The following is a 17628-nucleotide window of genomic DNA, read 5'->3' as shown; positions in this document are numbered from 1 at the left end:
GGGACTTTTACCTTGGGGGCGGGCATAATCACCACCCCACAAGAGTCTTAAGATTTTTCCTGATGCAAATCTTGATGCTTTTTAGCTAAAAAATACTGCTAGCCAAACTTACGAGGGGATTTGATCCGACGATACATCCGGGGCGATCGCCAGATTGGCTTCGCCCGAAAGCACTTGAGCAGCAGATCCGCTAGCTAATTTACCGTAAGAGTGTGTTCCCAAACCCTTAACTTGGCGCATCAAAGTGCCCATTTCCAAAGCACTCATCGCATAATTCCAGCCCAAATTGCTTTTAATTCCAGCCCTTTCCAAAGCTTGCTGCATCGTGTCAGTCGTCACCACCCCAAAAATCACCGGCACCCCTGTCTGAAAAGCAGCAGCAGCAATTCCCTTAGCAACCTCACCAGCCACAAAATCGAAATGAGGAGTTTGGCCCCGAATTACCGCACCCAGACAAATTACCGCATCGTAGCGGTGAGAAAGAGCAGCTTGGCGCGCCACCAAAGGAATCTCAAAACTTCCCGGAACCCAAAAAAAGTCCACCTGAGAGCCATGAGGATTAACATCAACCCCGTGGCGTTTCAAACAATCTTGACATCCCTCTAAAAGTTTGTTAACCACCAAATCGTTAAAACGACCGATGACAATAGCAAATCGCAAAGATTCGGTGTGAGTAAAAGTTCCCTCGAAAACAGTCATAGTGCTCTACTTTAGATTTTAGGTTTTAGATTTTAGATTTTTGTTTGTGAGAAGGCAAAAGTCAGAAAGCAGCAGCATCTCATCTGAATCTCAAGTGCAAAAACATACAGGATCGCGCGGTCTGGAAAATTCCTAGCTTCTGCCGAATGCCTTTCAATCGCTGGTGAATGCCTTCATCCTTCTATCTTTTACCTTCTTTATTCGATAGACTTGGGTGAAATTAAACGACTAAAAAGTTCAATACACCCACTGCAATAACCAGCAAAAACCAGAGAGCCGATCCGACATAAATCAGGGATTTAGACTGATTCCAGTTTTGGGGAGAGGCATAAGCAACTGGCACGCCAACGACCATCACAAAAGACAGCAGTACCAGACCCAGTAAAACCACTTGAAACAGAATTGATAACATCTTTTCTCCTTTCGATATAACCGTGCGTTGATCCGAAATAGTTTCCCAGAACCGAAAAAAATCTTCCAAATTCTAGTTTTTGACAGTTTCCCGATTGTCGATCGAGAGATTGTCGGTTGATTGATACGAAAGAACCCGTGCAAATTCGGGCGTTGCGCGAACAGGCGTCAGCGGCTCTTGAGATTTCGATCAATTTTATCATTGTTCGCTACACGACAGAAAACTGGAAAGGTTAAGTTAAAGCCCGATCAACACATCCGGTTTCCGAGGGCGAGAAATTGCTACTGTTTGAGTTAGAGATGCGGGATTTTCGGCTATGGACTTAGTTTTGTGCCACACAACAGCAGATTTTGACGCCTTGGGGGCGGCGGTGGGACTTTGCGTGCTGCGCCCCGGTAGCAGGATCGTATTGACGGGCGGGTGTCATCCGACAGTGCGGGATTTTTTGGCGCTACACCGCGACGAGTACCCACTGATTGAACGCCGATCGGTCAATCCGCAACAAATTCGATCGATTAGTATAGTTGATGCCTCAGGGCGCGATCGTTTGGGAAAAGCCGCCGAGTGGCTGGATTTGCCACACCTGAGCGAAATTGCTGTTTTCGACCATCACCTACAGGCCGATTTAGACATTCCCGCTACTGTTACGCAGATCGAAGCAGTCGGAGCCAGCACGACATTAATTGTCGAAAAGCTCAAAAATCAAGCAGAAAACAGCGACACACCATTCCGCCTTCTGCCTTCGGAAGCAACAGTAATGGCCCTCGGCATCCACGTCGATACAGGTTCCCTCACCTTTGAGGGCGCAACTGCGCGAGATGCAATAGCTTTGGCCTGGTTGATGGAACAGGGAGCGAGTTTGGGGGTAATCGCTGAATATGTAGAACCCGGTTTGTCTCCTCAATTGCAAGATTTGCTGAGAGAAGCGCTGAATAATTTGCGATCGGAAACTTTGCACGGTTACAGCATAGCCTGGGTGCTGCTATCTACTGAAGCTTACGTTCCGGGGCTTTCTTCCCTGGCTTCTCGCTTGCTCGATTTAACTGAAACTGATGCTCTGCTGTTAGGCAATGTTTATAAATTTGGCGAAAACGAAAACAACCGCAACATCGCTCCCGAATCGCCAGTTTCCAATCGATTAACTATTATCGGTCGATCGCGCATCGAAGGAACAAACCTTAGCGAATTGTTCAAACCCCTCGGCGGCGGAGGCCACGCCCGCGCCGCTTCCCTCGCCACCCGCGATGTTGACCCCCTGCTGACTTTAAATCAGTTAGCTGACGAACTCAAAACTCAAATTCCCCACCCTCCCACAGCCCGCGAATTAATGTCGTCTCCAGTGCGGAGTATTCGCCCGGAAACATCGGTAGGGGAAGCTCACCGTATCCTCCTACGTTACGGACATTCCGGGCTTTCTGTGGTCGATGCGGGCGATCGACTCGCCGGCATTATCTCGCGCCGCGACATTGACATTGCCCTGCACCACGGTTTCAGTCACGCCCCCGTCAAGGGTTACATGACTCCGCAGCTAAAAACGATCGCCCCAGATACCTTGCTGCCGGAAATTGAATCTTTAATGGTGACATACGATATCGGCCGCTTGCCAGTATTGGAAAACGGTCAACTGGTAGGAATTGTTACCCGGACTGACGTGTTGCGGGAATTGCACCAGCAAAAAGCGCGAGACAGGGGAAGTAATGCAGAATTCTCTTATTGTGCCGTGCCCGAATCGGTTGAGCAGTTGTTGCGATCGCGCATCAGTCCCGAATTATGGCAATTATTGTCGATCGCCGCCAATATTGGCCAAAATCGCGGCTGGCAACTTTATATTGTGGGTGGAGCAGTCCGGGATTTACTCTTAGCCACGGATGATACACTGGCGCTAACAGATATCGATTTGGTTGTGGATGGAAAGTGCGGTTCCGACGATTCCGGTGCTGGTGTCGAGTTAGCTTCCTCGCTGCAAAAACTTTACCCCGAATCGCGTTTGGACGTTCACGGTCAATTTCAAACCGCCGCGCTTTTGTGGCCCAAAGACTCTGCTTTCGGCTCGCTGTGGGTGGATATCGCGACTGCTCGTACTGAATTTTATCCTTATCCGGCTGCAAATCCTGAAGTTGAAGCGAGTTCGATTCGCCAAGATTTGTACCGCAGGGATTTTACAATTAATGCGCTGGCTGTGCGGTTGGGTGTTCCTCGCAGTGGCGAATTGTTAGATTTTTTTTGCGGTTTGCTGGACTTGGAATCGAAGCAAATTCGAGTTTTGCACGCCAATAGTTTTATCGAAGATCCGACGCGAATTTATCGCGCTGTGCGGTTTGCGGTGCGGTTGGGGTTTGAAATTGAGCCGCAGACGGAAGGATACATCCGCAACGCTTTGGCCAGCGGGATTTATTACCGAATTCAGGGGGAAAACGGCCGAGCTCCGGCTTTGGAAACTCGGCTCAAAAGCGAATTGAAATACATTTTGCAAGCCCCCTACTGGAAAGTTGCTTTGCAAATGCTGGGAGATTTGCAGGCTTTGCGCTGCATTCATCCTAGTTTGGAGTTGGATCGGCAGTTGTGGCGGCAACTGCGTTTGCTCGATCGGTGTTTGAATGGAAGAAGGAAGGAAGGTTCGGCAACGGATTATGTAACGGATGTAACGGATGTAAAGGATGTAAAGGATGTAAAGGATAGAAGGAAGAAGGAGAAGGGAAGAGGGGAAAAGGAAGAAGGAAGAGGGAAGAAGGAACAAACTATCCCCAATTCCCAATTCCCAATTCCCAATTCCCAATTCCCAATTCCCGATGCCCAATTCCCGACGCCCAATTCCCCATTCCCTATTATCAATATTCCCGATTGGCAGATGCGGCTGGAAGTTTTGATAGCTTATTTAGCGCCGGAATATCGCGGCAAGGTGGCTGCAAATCTTCAGTTACCTGCTGACAGCATTAAGCGGTTGGAAGTGTTGGAAGCCGGAAAGAACGAGTTAGCAGAGAATTTGCCTAAGTGCGAGTTGCCCAGTCAATTGGTGCTGCTGTTGAGGAATTATGAGTTGCCGGTGTTAATTGCTATCTCCCTACAAAGTCCGCGAAGTGCACGCCGCCAAATCTGGGAATATCTCACCAAATGGGCGAATGTTGAGCCGCCTTTGAATGGCAACGATTTGAAGGCTTTGGGTTATAAGCCGGGGCCTGGGTTTAAACGAATGTTGGATGATTTGTTGGCGGCGAGGTTGGATGGCGATTTGGGCGATCGGGCTGCTGCTATCTCTTTCTTAGCAGAACGTTATCCTCAAACTTAGTAAGGTGCGTCAGCAGCGCGTTATTTTGTCTCTACTTGATTAGCTAACTGCTGACGCACTCTACTGAATTTTTAGTTTTCAATCCCAAACAGGTTAACCAGGCGATCGCACATTATTGATATTTCGAGAATTAAGGTGAAGAAACATCACGCTCCTGCTTTAATCGCAATTGTCCTTTACAAAACATTTGTGGCTTCCCTCTTGGCAGTAACTTCGATTGCTTTGCTTTTTGCATTAAAAAATCATCAAGTCTTAGAAAAAATTTCGCAATCTTATTTGTTAGAAACTAAACTAAAAATTATTGAATTTATCTTAGAAAAACTTCTAATTCTCAACCCTCACAAATTATTTTTTGGCGGACTTGCCGCAGCACTTTATGCAACTTTAACGGCTGTTGAAGCCGTTGGTTTGTGGTACGAAAAAGACTGGGCAACAATCTTAGTTTTAGTGCTGGTAAGCATCAGTATACCCCCTGAAATATATGAATTAGTTCAGGGGGTCACGGTACTTAAGGTAGCGGTATTTATCACAAATGTAGCCATCTTATGGTATTTGCTCCACCATTGGCCGAAGCATGGTAAAGGAGCTTAAAGTTTTGATTATTCAGAGGAAACTGACTTGATTTTATAAATGTCAGCATTTTCCATTTTAACTTCATAAAACGGCTGCTCAGTCAAATAAAAACCTCAATCTTTACAAAAATTTTGTGATTGTAAAGATTCGATAAAGCTACGAGGGGTTATACCCCCTATGAGTTATACTGACATATATATAGATGCACCCTGATGGCTTTCCCGTTCCACAAGAGCGGGATTTTTATTGGAAAAATATTGTATTAAGTTTTAAGACTCCTGGTGGAGATAGAATTGGTGGACAATTTCAATAAAACGATCGCCCGATGCAAAAATAGCACAGCTAAAGCAAAAACGATGGTTCGGAGCGATCGAGCCTCACCCCTAACTCTGCGAAATAACCCAAAGGCGGTAGCATAGTTGGGGAAACGGCATCAACTGAAGATCAACTTAGCCTCAGCAACAGCCCTGCAATAGGGCGAAGACAGCATTGCGACTTTAGGCAGATGAGGGTTCGGCATCACTTACCGAGCTACCCACATTCATTTAAACTGAGATGTTGCACCATTTTCAATTACTTGTTTAGGAACAGGCATCTTGCCTGTTCCACAAGAGATGAATTTTATTGTGGAACAGGCAAGATGCCTGTTCTTGACAATGGTGCAAGATGTAAGTTTAAACAGAGATGTTGCACCATTTTTAATGCCGAAGATAAGCTGTTGTGCATTTAAATTGTGTGTTGAAGGCGGGCTTTCCTGGCAACCACACAATAGTAAAAGTTTATTTGACCCTACAATTTAAAGGCGGATTAGCTTAACAGCTAGAATTAATAGTTTATTTTGCTCGAATTTTTGAAGCTTTATGGATTAAGAAGATTGATCTCATGATGTTAGTTCAATTTTCATGAATCCCCAACTGAATGATGCTTAGTTAGACAAAATTTTAATTTTTGTTACTAAATCTTGTCTCCGATACAGCGGTTCTCAAAAAAGTGCCCTATGCCCTATGCCCTATGCCCTATGCCCTATCGTACCTCATCTTTCTGATAAAGGGTATAATCAACCCTCTTTGTCACTTAAGCAGTGTATTTGCCAGTTGGGGGTAACGAATGTGGGTTAGAAAACAATTAAAAACCCGCTTTCTTCTTAAAGAAATCGGGTTGTTGAAATCGATGGTGAAGCGCGATTTGCTGTCTAAACTATGCGGAAAATAAAAGGGTAGCGGTAAGGTTGGTTAGGATCTTGCAAAACGTGGAGGATAGCCATTATTGTCAGTCCCCAGTGCAGCAGATAACCTAGGGGCACTAGGATAATGCCAGCAAGACCGAAAGTGAGGACAGTTAACACCACAATCACGGTGCTGTACAGCCATACATTAAGGTGAAAATTGATGGCTTCTGTGGCATTTTCTTTGACAACGGGGTCATCTGATACTAACAATACAGCGATCGGAGCTCCGATCGAGAACAGTAACGTACTGAAAAAAATCGCCCCGTGGCACACCAGTGATAGCAGCTTCCGCTTGTCGGAGTCGTACATATTACTTTTCTTCCTTGACTTTACTGATAATTTTACCTTTAATAGCAACTGTAGCACAGGCTATAATGGCGATCGGGTGATGATTCCCCTACCTAATTGTAATGACCACTGAACTCGAAACTGAACTGCTAACTGCTGTTGAGCGCCGGCGCAACTTTGCTATTATCTCGCACCCCGACGCGGGTAAAACTACTTTGACAGAAAAGCTGCTGCTGTACGGAGGTGCAATTCACGAAGCAGGTTCTGTGAAAGCGCGGCGGGCTCAGCGACACGCTACATCTGACTGGATGGCGATGGAACAGCAGCGGGGAATTTCTATTACTTCTACTGTTTTGCAGTTTGAGTATAAAAAATATCACATTAATCTGCTCGATACTCCGGGACACCAAGATTTTAGCGAAGATACTTATCGAACTCTGGCGGCCGCTGACAATGCGGTGATGCTTGAGGATGCTGCTAAGGGTTTGGAACCGCAAACTCGGAAGTTATTTGAAGTTTGTAAGCTGCGAAGTTTGCCTATTTTTACTTTCTTTAATAAGCTCGATCGCCCTAGCAGAGAACCTTTGGATTTGTTGGACGAAATTGAGAAGGAATTGGGGTTGCAGACTTATCCGGTAAATTGGCCGATAGGTACGGGCGATCGCTTTAAAGGTGTTTTCGATCGCAGAGGGCGCAAAATTCACTTATTCGAGCGGACTCAACACGGTTCTCGCGCTGCTGTTGATACCGTCATCGAATTGGGCGATCCGCGCATTGAAGATTTGTTGGAACAAGACCTTTACTATCAGCTCAAAGAAGAGTTAGAACTGCTGGATGAGTTAGGAACTGAACTCGATTTAGACTCCGTTCGGGCTGGAAAAATGACGCCTGTTTTCTTTGGCAGCGCTATGAGCAATTTTGGGGTCGAACTGTTTTTAGATGCGTTTTTAGATTACGCTATGAAGCCGATCGCCCGCAAGAGCACCGCCGGAGATTTGCCGCCAACTTATGAAGATTTTACCGGGTTTGTGTTCAAATTGCAAGCGAATATGGACCCGAGACACCGCGATCGGGTGGCGTTTATTCGGGTTTGTACGGGCAAATTTGAAAAGGACATGAACGTGACTCACGCTCGCAGCGGTAAAACGGTGCGTTTGTCAAGGCCTCAAAAGTTATTTGCTCAGGATCGGGAGTCGATCGAGGTTGCGTATCCGGGCGACGTGATCGGTTTGAACAATCCGGGAGTATTTGCGATCGGCGATACTATTTACACCGGTCAAAAACTGGAATATGAAGGGATTCCCTGTTTTTCTCCCGAACTTTTTGCTTTTTTGAGAAATCCCAATCCTTCTAAGTTTAAGCAGTTCCGCAAAGGCGTTTCTGAGTTGCAGGAAGAAGGCGCAGTGCAAATTATGTACTCGGTTGATGAGGCGAAACGCGAGCCAATTTTGGCGGCTGTCGGACAGTTGCAATTTGAAGTTGTGCAGTTCAGAATGCAGTCGGAATATAATGTGGAAACGACGATCGATATGTTGCCTTACAGTGTAGCTCGCTGGGTTGACGGCGGTTGGGAGGCGCTGGAAAAAGTTGGGCGGCTGTTTAATACGGTGACGGTGAAAGATACTTGGGGAAGGCCGGTTTTGCTGTTTAGAAATGAGTGGAATTGCCGACAGGTGGAAGGGGAACACCCTGTTTTGAAGTTAAATGCGATCGCCCCTGTGGTTTCTGGTTTGGCTGTTAGCGAGGAGTGAGATTACCGCAGGCAAAGGACACAACACTGTTGTGTCCCTACAAATGATATTTATTCGGCTTAAATACGCCGGATATAAGAAGTTCCAATCACGGCTCTAACAGTTTTTCTAAGATGGTGTAAATGTCTTTTTTGTCACCATCTTTACGTCTCCCTAGTCCCACGACAACAACTAGAACTCGATCTTGTTCGACTTGATAAACTATACGATAGCGCTGTCCAACAGCTCGGATGCTGCGAAATCCTGATAGGTTATCTACAAGGGCTTTGCCTTGCTTTTGTGGTTCAACTTTTAGTTGATCGATGCGATCGCGCAATTTTTCCTGTTCTCGTCGATCTTTGACTGCCTCCAACATTTCCAGTGCCAGTGACGTAAGCTGGATCTCATATTCGATCGCATTTTATTCGTGATTCATAGTCCCAATTTTGCTTTGGCATTTTCCCAGGAAATAGTTTCGCCTTGGCTGGCTTGGGTGATGCTTTGGCGCAATTTGGTAACGAATTCTGTATCGGTGAGAATATCTAAGGTTTCTAACAGTTCAGTCAAATGCGTGTAGCTTATTGCAGCCATAACGGGAACGCCATCTTGAGTGATGATGATAGGCTCATTGATAAGTTCTTGGGGTAGGTTTGGAAGCTGCTGCTGTGCTTGGGCAATGGTGAGTCGTTTGGACATGGTTGTACTAAAGCAACATTACTTTTAATTTAGCATTTCGGCCCAACTAACTGGTTTCCAGCCGCTGAGGCTGGTAACGAGTAAATCCAAAATCTAAGATCCAAAATCTAAAATCTAAAATCGGTTGACGGCTGGCCCCCTCTGCGGCTACGCTTTGAAGTGAGAGGTTGCTTGCTTGTAGAGGAGGCAGCCCGCGTCGCCCAAAAATCTAGTTGCACTGCCCAAAGCTGTTGGTAGCAGCAATGGACAGCATAACCGCCAAACTGGGACTAGCAGTCTGGAGGCTAACGGAGTATCTTAACATTCTCTGTAGCCGCCCTGCTATGTGTTGAAATGCGGGGCGGCTGGGTTTTTGGGTTTTTCTAGAAAACCCAAAACCAGGAGAACATATTATGTCACAGGAATTCGTGCCTGACGACAACAAATCTGAGCGCCCAAATGACGACTCAGCAGCAGTATGCGAACAGGAAGTGGTGCTGTTAACGGTTGTCGGTTCGCCCAAAGGTGTCCGGGAAACCATACTCACTTTGTACCGGCTGGGATTTGCAGAAGTGGGCGATTGGAGTCCCGTACAGCGTGCGGCTAATCCGAAGCAGGTGATGAGCGTGCTGATCCGTCGGAAGCGGTCTGATGGTACATCGCCGAGAAAATCTGGGCGGTAAGCTGCAAGGTTAAATAGCTAAATTCGAGGGCGGGCTTTTAACGCTCTGTCCCTGAGTCCGGCAGTCCGGCAGGGGTTGAAACCCCTGCCTCAAAGCTAAAGTCCTCTGAAGAGGACTGAAGAATTCATTAGTCCTCTTTAGAGGACTTTTGCTATTAGCCAGGGAATTCATACCCTGGCGGGCTTTCGGTTTAAGGCAGGGAATGAATGCCGCGTCTTTACTCATTTCGATCGAGCTAACTGCTGACGGTATGCTCACCCAAATTATCGAGAAATTGTTGCAGCGAATCGCGCCTATTGCGAATCCGATCGCGATTAGGAGCAATGGCTAAAGAGCGATCGAACATTTCCAGCGCCTTTTGCCAATTCTTGAGAGCTTCCTGTCTCTCAGATAATTTTTCTTGCAAATCACCCAGAGATCGCAGCGCAATCCCTTTATTTTTGAGAGCCGAAATATAATCCGGTGCAATAAGTAAAGCAGAATTATAGGCGGCGATCGCCTCAAAGTAAGACTGTTTTGCCGCCTCAAATTCACTTAGCTTTGCTTGCAAATCACCCAGAGATCGCAGCGCAATTCCTTTATTCTTGAGAGGAAAAACATAATCCGGTGCGATATGTAAAGCAGAATTATAGGCTGCGATCGCCTCAAAGTAAGACTGTTTTGCCGCCTCAAATTCACTTAGCTTTGCTTGCAAATAACCCAGACTTCGCAGCGCATTCCCTTTGTTGTTAAGAGCATTGATATAATCCGGTGCAATCAGTAAAGCAGAATTACAGGCGGCGATCGCCTCAAAGTAAGACTGTTTTGCCGCCTCAAATTCACTTAGCTTTGCTTGCAAATAACCCAGATTTGTTAGCACAATCCCTTTATTTTTTAGAGCATTGATATAATCCGGTGCAATCAGTAAAGCAGAATTACAGGCTGCGATCGCCTCAAAGTAAGACTGTTTTGCCACCTCAAATTCACTTAGCTTTGCTTGCAAATAACCCAGACTTGTTAGCGCATTCCCTTTGTTGTTGAGAGCACAAATATCATCCGGTGCAATAAGTAAAGCAGAATTACAGGCTGCAATCGCCATAAAGTAAGAATGTTTTGCTGCCTCAAATTCACCTACCTTTGCTTGCAAATAACCCAGACTTTGCAGCGCAATCCCTTTGTTTTTGAGAGCCATGATAAAATCCGGTGCAATAAGTAAAGCAGAATTCAAGGCTGCGATCGCCTCAAAGTAATACTGTTTTGCCACCTCAAATTCACTTAGCTTTGCTTGTAATTCACCCAGACTTGTTAGCGCATTCCCTTTGTTGTTGAGAGCATTGATATCATCCGGTGCAATAAGTAAAGCAGAATTACAGGCTGCAACTGCCTCTAAATATTCTTGTTTGGCCTCTACATATCGAGCAAACTGAGCATAGTAATCTCCCTCCGAACGCGAAACTCTACCAAGCCAATAATCACTTTTAATCCCCAACTCATCTCTAACTTCCAGCAGCGCCTCGCATTCTTTATAGCGACTCTTTCTCAAAGCTTCATCAAACACCTCTTTCCATTCTTCCACACCCCGCTGCCAATCCAAGCGATTAGCATGAAAAATTGCCTCCGCCACATTCCCCACTTCTCGGTAATGCCGCTCTAAAATTTCATGAGCTTTGCGAGTTTTCGGATCGTCCCGATCGGCATCCAAACGCCGCAATAAATCGTGAATCCGATACCAGTTATCCCCCTGCTTCTGCGATTTCCACACAAAGGAAAAACCCGTCAAAATCTCAAAATTTGCACTGCTTGCTTGGAAGTGACAACCCACTCCCAATTTCACGTACAAATCTTCATCAAAAGCGCGGCAAGCACTCAGCGAATGCACGGCCGATCGCACTTCTCGATCGACATAACTCAGCAACCGATCTGTTAATTCCGCAGTCTTGTTTTCCAACTTCGGAATCCGCGCAAAATCCGACGACAGCAACTCCATTCCCCGCTTTCTTTCCGCCAGCACCGCATCCGCGCACAAACCCAAATAAAACGGATGTACCTGCAAATTTTCCCAAGGATCGTCGGGATTGACGCTGGCATATTTGATTGCAGCATCTGCCAAATCTGTCTTGTCAATCTTCACTTTGTGCAAGTAATCCCTCGCATCATCCGGCGACAAATGCCACACCAATTGTGCATCTATATAATCTGCGGGAATCGGAAACTTCGACGCATTCGGCCACCGCAATTGCGTCACCGGACACTCTCGCCCCGCCACAGCAACCACAATCCCCAATTTGTAATCTAATGCCCTCAACAACCGCCGAAACCACTCATCTTGATACCAAAAAGTGGCGCCTTGAGAATTGCGTTTTTCATCCCACATTTTCTCGTGAGTATCGAACAGCATCACGAGGCGATCGGGTTTATTTTTGCCAGCCATTGCCGCATTCAAATCCCCAGCAAACAATTTCGCCAAACAGTCGGTTAACTCAGTATCAATATCTAGACGACGAATTTCCTCCGCCTTTTCATCGCTGACGCCCAAGCGATTTTGAATTAATTTCATCGCCCGCTTAATCCCGCCGAATTTATCTATCCCTTTGAGTACCGCCACCGCTTGCGCCACCACCGGAAAATCTGCAAAAGTTTCAACTATAGGTACCACCACTTCCGCCACATCATCGGGGAAAAGTTGGTTGAGAGTTGCCTGTGATTCGCCTTTGTTCAGCAAATACCAAAAGCAAGCAAAGTCATAATTTGGAAATTTAAATTTATATTTCTTAGTTTCTGCTGCCAGATTTCGGCGCAGCATCAGCAATCCGTAAAATCTATCTTGCGGTTTATCTTCTTTAAGCGGTATCAATCCGAAATCGTGTCTGACTGCGGGGATAGGTTTGTAGGTTTTAGCTGCTGCATAGCGGACGAAATTAGCAACTTCGGCGGCTTGCGATTCAGGGAGTGCGCGCCATTGTTGCCACACATCCGGTGCAAATCTTTTGCTGCAGTGAAACTCCAAGTGTTTTAGCAGCAATGACTTGCCGTTACCTCCATCCCCGAAAAAATACAAAATTTGTTCCGGAGGCGGGTCTTCGTTTAAATAAAATGCAAATCGGCGGGTAAATTCGTGTCTGTCGGTGAAGAGTTGGAGTTTGCGATCGTCCCCGATTGATTCGCTTTCAAAATCTTCGTCGTCAATTGGCATAAGTGTGCGGGTGAGGTGTAATTTAATTATAAGCAAAAATTAGATTGAATCGGCGATTGAAATCTCGTCTCCACAAACTTTAGTTTCTCTTGCTTGAGACTAAGAGATCGAGGTAGTATTTAACCCGGATTTAGCATAATTCTTCCGTCTTCATAGCCAGGACTTTAGCTTTGAAGCAGGGGTTTAAACCCCTGCCGGATCGTGGCGATCGTGCAATATCTGAGAAACAAATAATTTTAGTGAAATTATTTAAGTACCTTGCGCCAAAGGTTGCAACAATTGGTGACAGAGAAATAGAGCTGTGTTAGAACAGCTATCGATCGACCAGCCAAGCTATCTTAGAAAGGACGCTAGCGAAAGCACAGTCATGGCACCTTCCACTAATCCAAATCCGGCGGATTCATCTGCAAAACAGTCTCTAGAGGCTGGGCTAGCAGCTTTGAAACAGCAGGATTACCCCACCGCGATCGCCCTTTTAGAATCCGTTACCCAAACCGCAGCTAATCAACCGTCGGGAATCCGCGCGCAGATGGGTTTGGTGGCTGCATACAAAGCAACCGGTAACGTGAAAGAGGCGATCGCCCTGTGCTCTTCCCTCGCCAAAAGTCCCAACTCTCAAGTCAAAACTTGGGCCGATCGCGCTTTAAAAGAATTAACCCCCCCTCGCCCCCCAAAACCACCGGAAAATAAACCAAAATCCGCAGAAACTCCCCCCGAAACAGGCTTTGTCGCCTTTGATGCCGGAACTAAAGCGGCGAAAAAATCGATTGGGGGCGATCGACCTACCGTAGAGAAAAAAACAGGATTTTTACCTTTAGAGCCGACTGCCGCGCCTGCAAACGCCAAATCGCAACCGATTTCCCCGCCACCTCCACCCCCCACACGCCCGACTTCTGAACCGGAAAACTCGACCGAAACCGCACCCGATACAGAAATTAACGGCGAAAATAGTTCGGGTTCCCCAACAGATATCCCCGGAGTCGCGAGCCCAGATACTTACCAACTCACTTGGCGCGAAGCAGGCCGCGCGAAAAGCCCGCGCCCCCTCAAACCGCTGAAGTTGCTGGAGTTTCGGGTGCAAGCCGTTGCAAGTGCGATCGCCCTATTTTTCCTAGCCCGGTTTGTCCTGCAATTCCTGCTGACAAACACTAATTCTCTGTTGGTTCAGCTTTACATATTCACTAAGCTGCCTATTTTCGCGCCGATTCAGCTTTTTTACCGCGATCCAACTCCGTTTGTTCAGATGGTTTTTGGATTGCTTTTGGCCTCGTCTCCCTGGCTGATAGACGCGCTGCTGAAACTGTTTTGCGGCGTCGAAACCCTGCGCGGGTCAGTTTTATCGAAGCACAGCAAGGAAGCTAGTCGGGTATTGCGAAGTTATTGTACCAAGCAAAATATGCCGGTGCCGGTGCTGAAACTCTTGCCGCTGAATGTTCCTGTAGCTTTCAGTTACGGCGGTTTGCCCCGTTTTGCTCGGATTGCTGTGAGTCGCGGGCTGTTGGAACAGTTGACGGATGATGAAATTGCTACTATTTTCGCGCGGGAGTTGGGCCATATCTCTCACTGGGATTTTGCGCCGATGTCCCTGGCGCTGCTGGTGATTCAGATTCCTTACTTGATTTATTGGCAGGTGGCGCACTGGCAAGAGCGGTTGTGTGATTTAATGACGATCGAGTTTTTGCGTTCTGCTGTCAAATTTGTGGCCGCTGCAATTTCTGCTACCAGTTATGGGATTTATAAGTTGTTGCGCTGGCCGATGTTGTGGCTGTCGCGCCGCAGAGTGTATTTTAGCGATCGCACTGCTGCTGAAATTACGGGCAATCCTAACGGTTTGACGCGGGCACTGGGTAAAATTGCGATCGGCATTGCTGATAATATCGAACAGCAAAAACAAACTAGCTTTTTCCTCGAAAGTTTCGATCTATTGTTACCTGTAGGTGTTGGGCAAGCTGTAAGCCTTGGTTCTGCTGCATTACACGCGCCGCTAGAACAGATTTTGCTGTGGGATGTCAGCAATCGCGAGCGCAATTGGTTGACGGTTAACAGCGCGCATCCTTTGCTGGGAGAGCGTTTGAAGCTGTTGGCTCTGTATGCTCAATTTTGGCAACTGGAGACAGAGTTAGATTTGGCAAACGCGGGAGTGCCAGAACAACCCAGGAAAGGAAAATTGTCTCTGTTTAAGTCAATACTCGAATTTAAAGACTCAAAACTATTTTTACAGGGTGCGCCGTTTTTTGGAATTCCGATGAGTTTGGCGATAGTCGGGGTGCTTTGGCTGATTGGCGGGATTTTTTCGAGGACGAGTATCTGGCAGTTGGATTGGCTTTGGGGCGATCGATCGATTCTTTGGGGCTGTTTGCCGATCGGATTTAGCATCGGTACTTTGATGCGGATCAATTATTTCTTCCCGGATATTATACCGCGAGAAACCGCTTCGCCGAGTTTGCCGGAAATTTTGTCAAATCCCGAGAGTTTGCCGTTGGATGCTGAACCTGTGCGGCTGGAAGGCCAACTTTTGGGTCGATCGGGCTTGAGTAATTGGCTGGGACAAGATTTGATTTTGCAAACGGCGACAGGGTTGGTGAGGTTGCACTATGTTTCGAGGTTTGGCTACATTGGCTCTTTGTGGCCATTTTTGTTCAAAGAGACTACTCGCCCTAGCGATTTGATCGGAACATCTGTTGTGGCGACTGGTTGGCTGCGCCGGGGTGCTACTGTGGCGATCGACCTTGAAAGCCTCCGCAGTCAAGGAGGGAGGGTTAGTGACAGCGGACATCCGATTTGGTCTGCGATTTTGGCTTTTGCTGCTGCTTTTTGGGGCGCATACATCATTATCCAAGGCCCAAGGTGAGGAATAGTTGTCCGATTGTGGTGTGAATCGCTCTCAACGCGCAGCCAGGATTAGTTTTGAGTTAAACAGCGGAGGGGCGATACTCTACGAGGGCTTCGCTAACCATGTTCTTGGTGCTAGTGGCGCACCCTACACTCCATTAGTGTCAACTTAAGCCTGAAGCCCTGTCAAAATCAGGGTTGTAGCCGAGTCTAGATCCCCCTAAATCCCCCTTAAGAAGGGGGACTTTGATAAGACTCTTGTCCCCCCCTTCTTAAGGGGGGCTAGGGGGGATCTAGGGTTAATAGTCAAAGAGCAGCCTGTGACAGGGTTTGACGTTAAGTTGACACCAATGACTACAGTCTTCTTCCTTCTTCCTTCTTCCGTCATAAAGAAAAGTTGCTTTTTTGCCAGCACTCTGTTACATTAGTTTACATAAATTGGATTGAACCAAATAGCGCGATAACTTCAGTTGGCTAAAATCGATAAGGCATTGCGTAAAAATTGTCAACATCCCAACACAGCAAGTACAGCCAGCCGCTTGTCGGCTGTTTTTTTTCGACCGCTATTTTTGCTGTGCGGGATGAATTCTCAAAAGTGATTCAGATGTGGTTTGCGTTAAATTCAGACTGAAATCTTCCTAAATAACTAGCTCTGTTACCAAGGCTGTGATACCTTTAAAGAATGCTCGGACTCTGCCGGGCCGGATTTAAGGGATACCGGGTAAGTGAGTAGTTCTCAGCATTAGGAGCGAGATTAGGATCGAGGTAAGATTACTGGCTGAAAAAATGTTAGCCATTTTATCCATCACTGTATTAAACTGAATACTGGCATTCCGATCGCTTGCAATTGACATCCTTGGACATAAATTTCGAGACGGCGCTGGCTATAAACATTCTGAATCAAAACCGGAAGCAAGTAATACAGAATAGCCAATAGCCTAAACATTTGAGTGATGACTAAAAGTTTACACAACAACCTGAGATTTAAAAGCTCTCTGCATCGGCGGTTAAGTTCCGGCCTTATCAGAGTAAATCATCTTTTTGTTCTAAAAGGTGGGGGGAGCTGTCAAGGTTGGTGGGAGGAATGCGCCAATTATCGGGTTATGTGGTGTTTGCCTGAAGTCAATATTCAGTTGACTTCAGGTAATTCTGTTCGAGCAAATTAATTAAAATCCAAGTCGGGAGGACTTTTTCATGTCTATTCGTCTTTATGTTGGCAATCTACCGAAGGAACTCGATCGCCAAGAATTGCAAGAAGTTTTTGCACCGGAGGGCGAATCTGTTACCACAAAGGTAATTACAGACCGCAAAACTGGTAAATGCAGAGGCTTCGGTTTTGTGACGGTGCTAACCGACGAACAAGCCGACCAAGTTATTGAGAAATACAATGGCTTGATGTTCAAAGAAAACCCCCTGAAAATAGAAAAGGCACTGCCCCGTTCTAAGGGTAAATCTGAAAAGGGCGAAGACGATCAGCAGCAGTCGCCGCAGTCACCGCAGTTGGTGTCGGCATCGGCGTCTGTTCCTATGCCTGTGCCTGCGCCGCAGCAACAGCAGCGCTCGGCTTCCGCTCCTCCTACCCAAGGTGGAGGCGGTTCCAGCAAAAGCAATCGCCGTCGGGGTGACAACAACAAGTCTCGCCGCAATCAGTCAGCAACAACGGTGTCGAGCGCTGATTCCGGCTCGGTGCAGCCAGATCCGCGCTGGGCGAGTGCTCTGGAAGAACTCAAGCAAAGATTGGTGGAAGCTCAGACTACTAATTAGTCGAAAATGGCGGCTAATTGCTGCTGTCTCTCGACTGTGGTTGACTGAATCTATCTGCAAGTGCGATCGAGAAGGGGTCAAAAAACCCTGTTCTCGATCGCACTCTTTTATAGTAAAAAATCTCTAATATCTAGCAGTGCGGTAAAATAACCAGGCTCGGGCAAGTAATGAAAACTCAAGTCTTCACTACCCACCAGTTGGATTTTGGTCGATCGACCGGACACCATGTCATATCCTGAGAATGGTTGGCAAAAAAACCCGGTTTCTCTGAAAATATAGGGTTGAG

The 17628-nt window shown here is 46.8% G+C and carries 12 protein-coding genes; 6 read left to right on the top strand and 6 right to left on the bottom strand.

Annotation, left to right across the window (positions count from 1 at the left end; translation table 11 throughout):
- Positions 1–108: 108 nt before the first annotated feature.
- Together ribH and psbZ are read right to left on the bottom strand one after the other, a co-directional pair.
- On the bottom strand, positions 109–699 hold the full coding sequence (gene ribH / locus QUA62_RS20710; RefSeq protein ID WP_333406333.1) for a 6,7-dimethyl-8-ribityllumazine synthase: 591 nt from the start codon (positions 697–699) through the stop codon (positions 109–111).
- Between the two features lie 220 nt (positions 700–919).
- Positions 920–1111, bottom strand: a complete 192-nt coding sequence (psbZ, locus tag QUA62_RS20705) for a photosystem II reaction center protein PsbZ (protein ID WP_006633598.1) — start codon at positions 1109–1111, stop codon at positions 920–922.
- Positions 1112–1427: 316 nt separating this feature from the next.
- Here psbZ and QUA62_RS20700 point away from each other — a divergent pair, with 316 nt between their 5' ends.
- Together QUA62_RS20700 and QUA62_RS20695 are read left to right on the top strand one after the other, a co-directional pair.
- Positions 1428–4397, top strand: coding sequence for a CBS domain-containing protein (locus QUA62_RS20700; RefSeq protein ID WP_333406331.1), 2970 nt, complete (start codon positions 1428–1430; stop codon positions 4395–4397).
- Between the two features lie 135 nt (positions 4398–4532).
- On the top strand, positions 4533–4988 hold the full coding sequence (locus QUA62_RS20695) for a DUF2127 domain-containing protein (RefSeq protein WP_333406329.1): 456 nt from the start codon (positions 4533–4535) through the stop codon (positions 4986–4988).
- A 1174-nt stretch (positions 4989–6162) separates the two neighbouring features.
- Here the strand turns inward: QUA62_RS20695 and QUA62_RS20690 are convergent.
- Complete coding sequence (locus tag QUA62_RS20690; protein WP_333406327.1) at positions 6163–6507, bottom strand: DUF4870 domain-containing protein; 345 nt, start codon at positions 6505–6507, stop codon at positions 6163–6165.
- 101 nt (positions 6508–6608) lie between these two features.
- Between QUA62_RS20690 and prfC the strand changes: the two genes are divergently transcribed.
- Entirely contained in the window at positions 6609–8237 is a 1629-nt protein-coding gene (gene prfC, locus QUA62_RS20685) for a peptide chain release factor 3 (protein ID WP_333059619.1), read from the top strand.
- 88 nt (positions 8238–8325) lie between these two features.
- Here the strand turns inward: prfC and QUA62_RS20680 are convergent, their stop codons facing one another.
- Both QUA62_RS20680 and QUA62_RS20675 read right to left on the bottom strand, forming a co-directional pair.
- Entirely contained in the window at positions 8326–8604 is a 279-nt protein-coding gene (locus QUA62_RS20680) for a type II toxin-antitoxin system RelE/ParE family toxin (RefSeq protein ID WP_333406361.1), read from the bottom strand.
- A 44-nt stretch (positions 8605–8648) separates the two neighbouring features.
- The gene (locus QUA62_RS20675) at positions 8649–8912 is read right to left on the bottom strand and encodes a prevent-host-death protein (protein ID WP_333079408.1); all 264 of its coding nucleotides are present in this window, start codon (positions 8910–8912) and stop codon (positions 8649–8651) included.
- Positions 8913–9304: 392 nt separating this feature from the next.
- On the opposite strand from QUA62_RS20675, the gene QUA62_RS20670 reads away from it, so the two are divergent.
- Positions 9305–9574 carry a hypothetical protein gene (locus QUA62_RS20670; protein WP_333406325.1) on the top strand — a complete coding sequence of 90 codons (270 nt, stop codon included), beginning with the start codon at positions 9305–9307 and terminating at the stop codon, positions 9572–9574.
- A 235-nt stretch (positions 9575–9809) separates the two neighbouring features.
- Here the strand turns inward: QUA62_RS20670 and QUA62_RS20665 are convergent, their stop codons facing one another.
- A complete protein-coding gene (locus tag QUA62_RS20665) occupies positions 9810–12746 on the bottom strand; it encodes a hypothetical protein (protein WP_333406323.1) in 2937 nt (978 codons plus the stop codon).
- Positions 12747–13047: 301 nt separating this feature from the next.
- Between QUA62_RS20665 and QUA62_RS20660 the strand changes: the two genes are divergently transcribed.
- Both QUA62_RS20660 and QUA62_RS20655 read left to right on the top strand, forming a co-directional pair.
- Entirely contained in the window at positions 13048–15597 is a 2550-nt protein-coding gene (locus QUA62_RS20660) for a zinc metalloprotease HtpX (protein WP_333406321.1), read from the top strand.
- Positions 15598–16772: 1175 nt separating this feature from the next.
- The gene (locus tag QUA62_RS20655; RefSeq protein ID WP_006633606.1) at positions 16773–17342 is read left to right on the top strand and encodes an RNA recognition motif domain-containing protein; all 570 of its coding nucleotides are present in this window, start codon (positions 16773–16775) and stop codon (positions 17340–17342) included.
- Positions 17343–17628: the final 286 nt, after the last annotated feature.

The organism is Microcoleus sp. MON1_C1, from assembly GCF_036701945.1.
Classification (GTDB): Bacteria; Cyanobacteriota; Cyanobacteriia; order Cyanobacteriales; family Microcoleaceae; genus Microcoleus.
The sequence above is the reverse complement of the archived record's forward strand: the minus strand, read 5'-3'. Positions and strand labels throughout refer to the sequence as shown.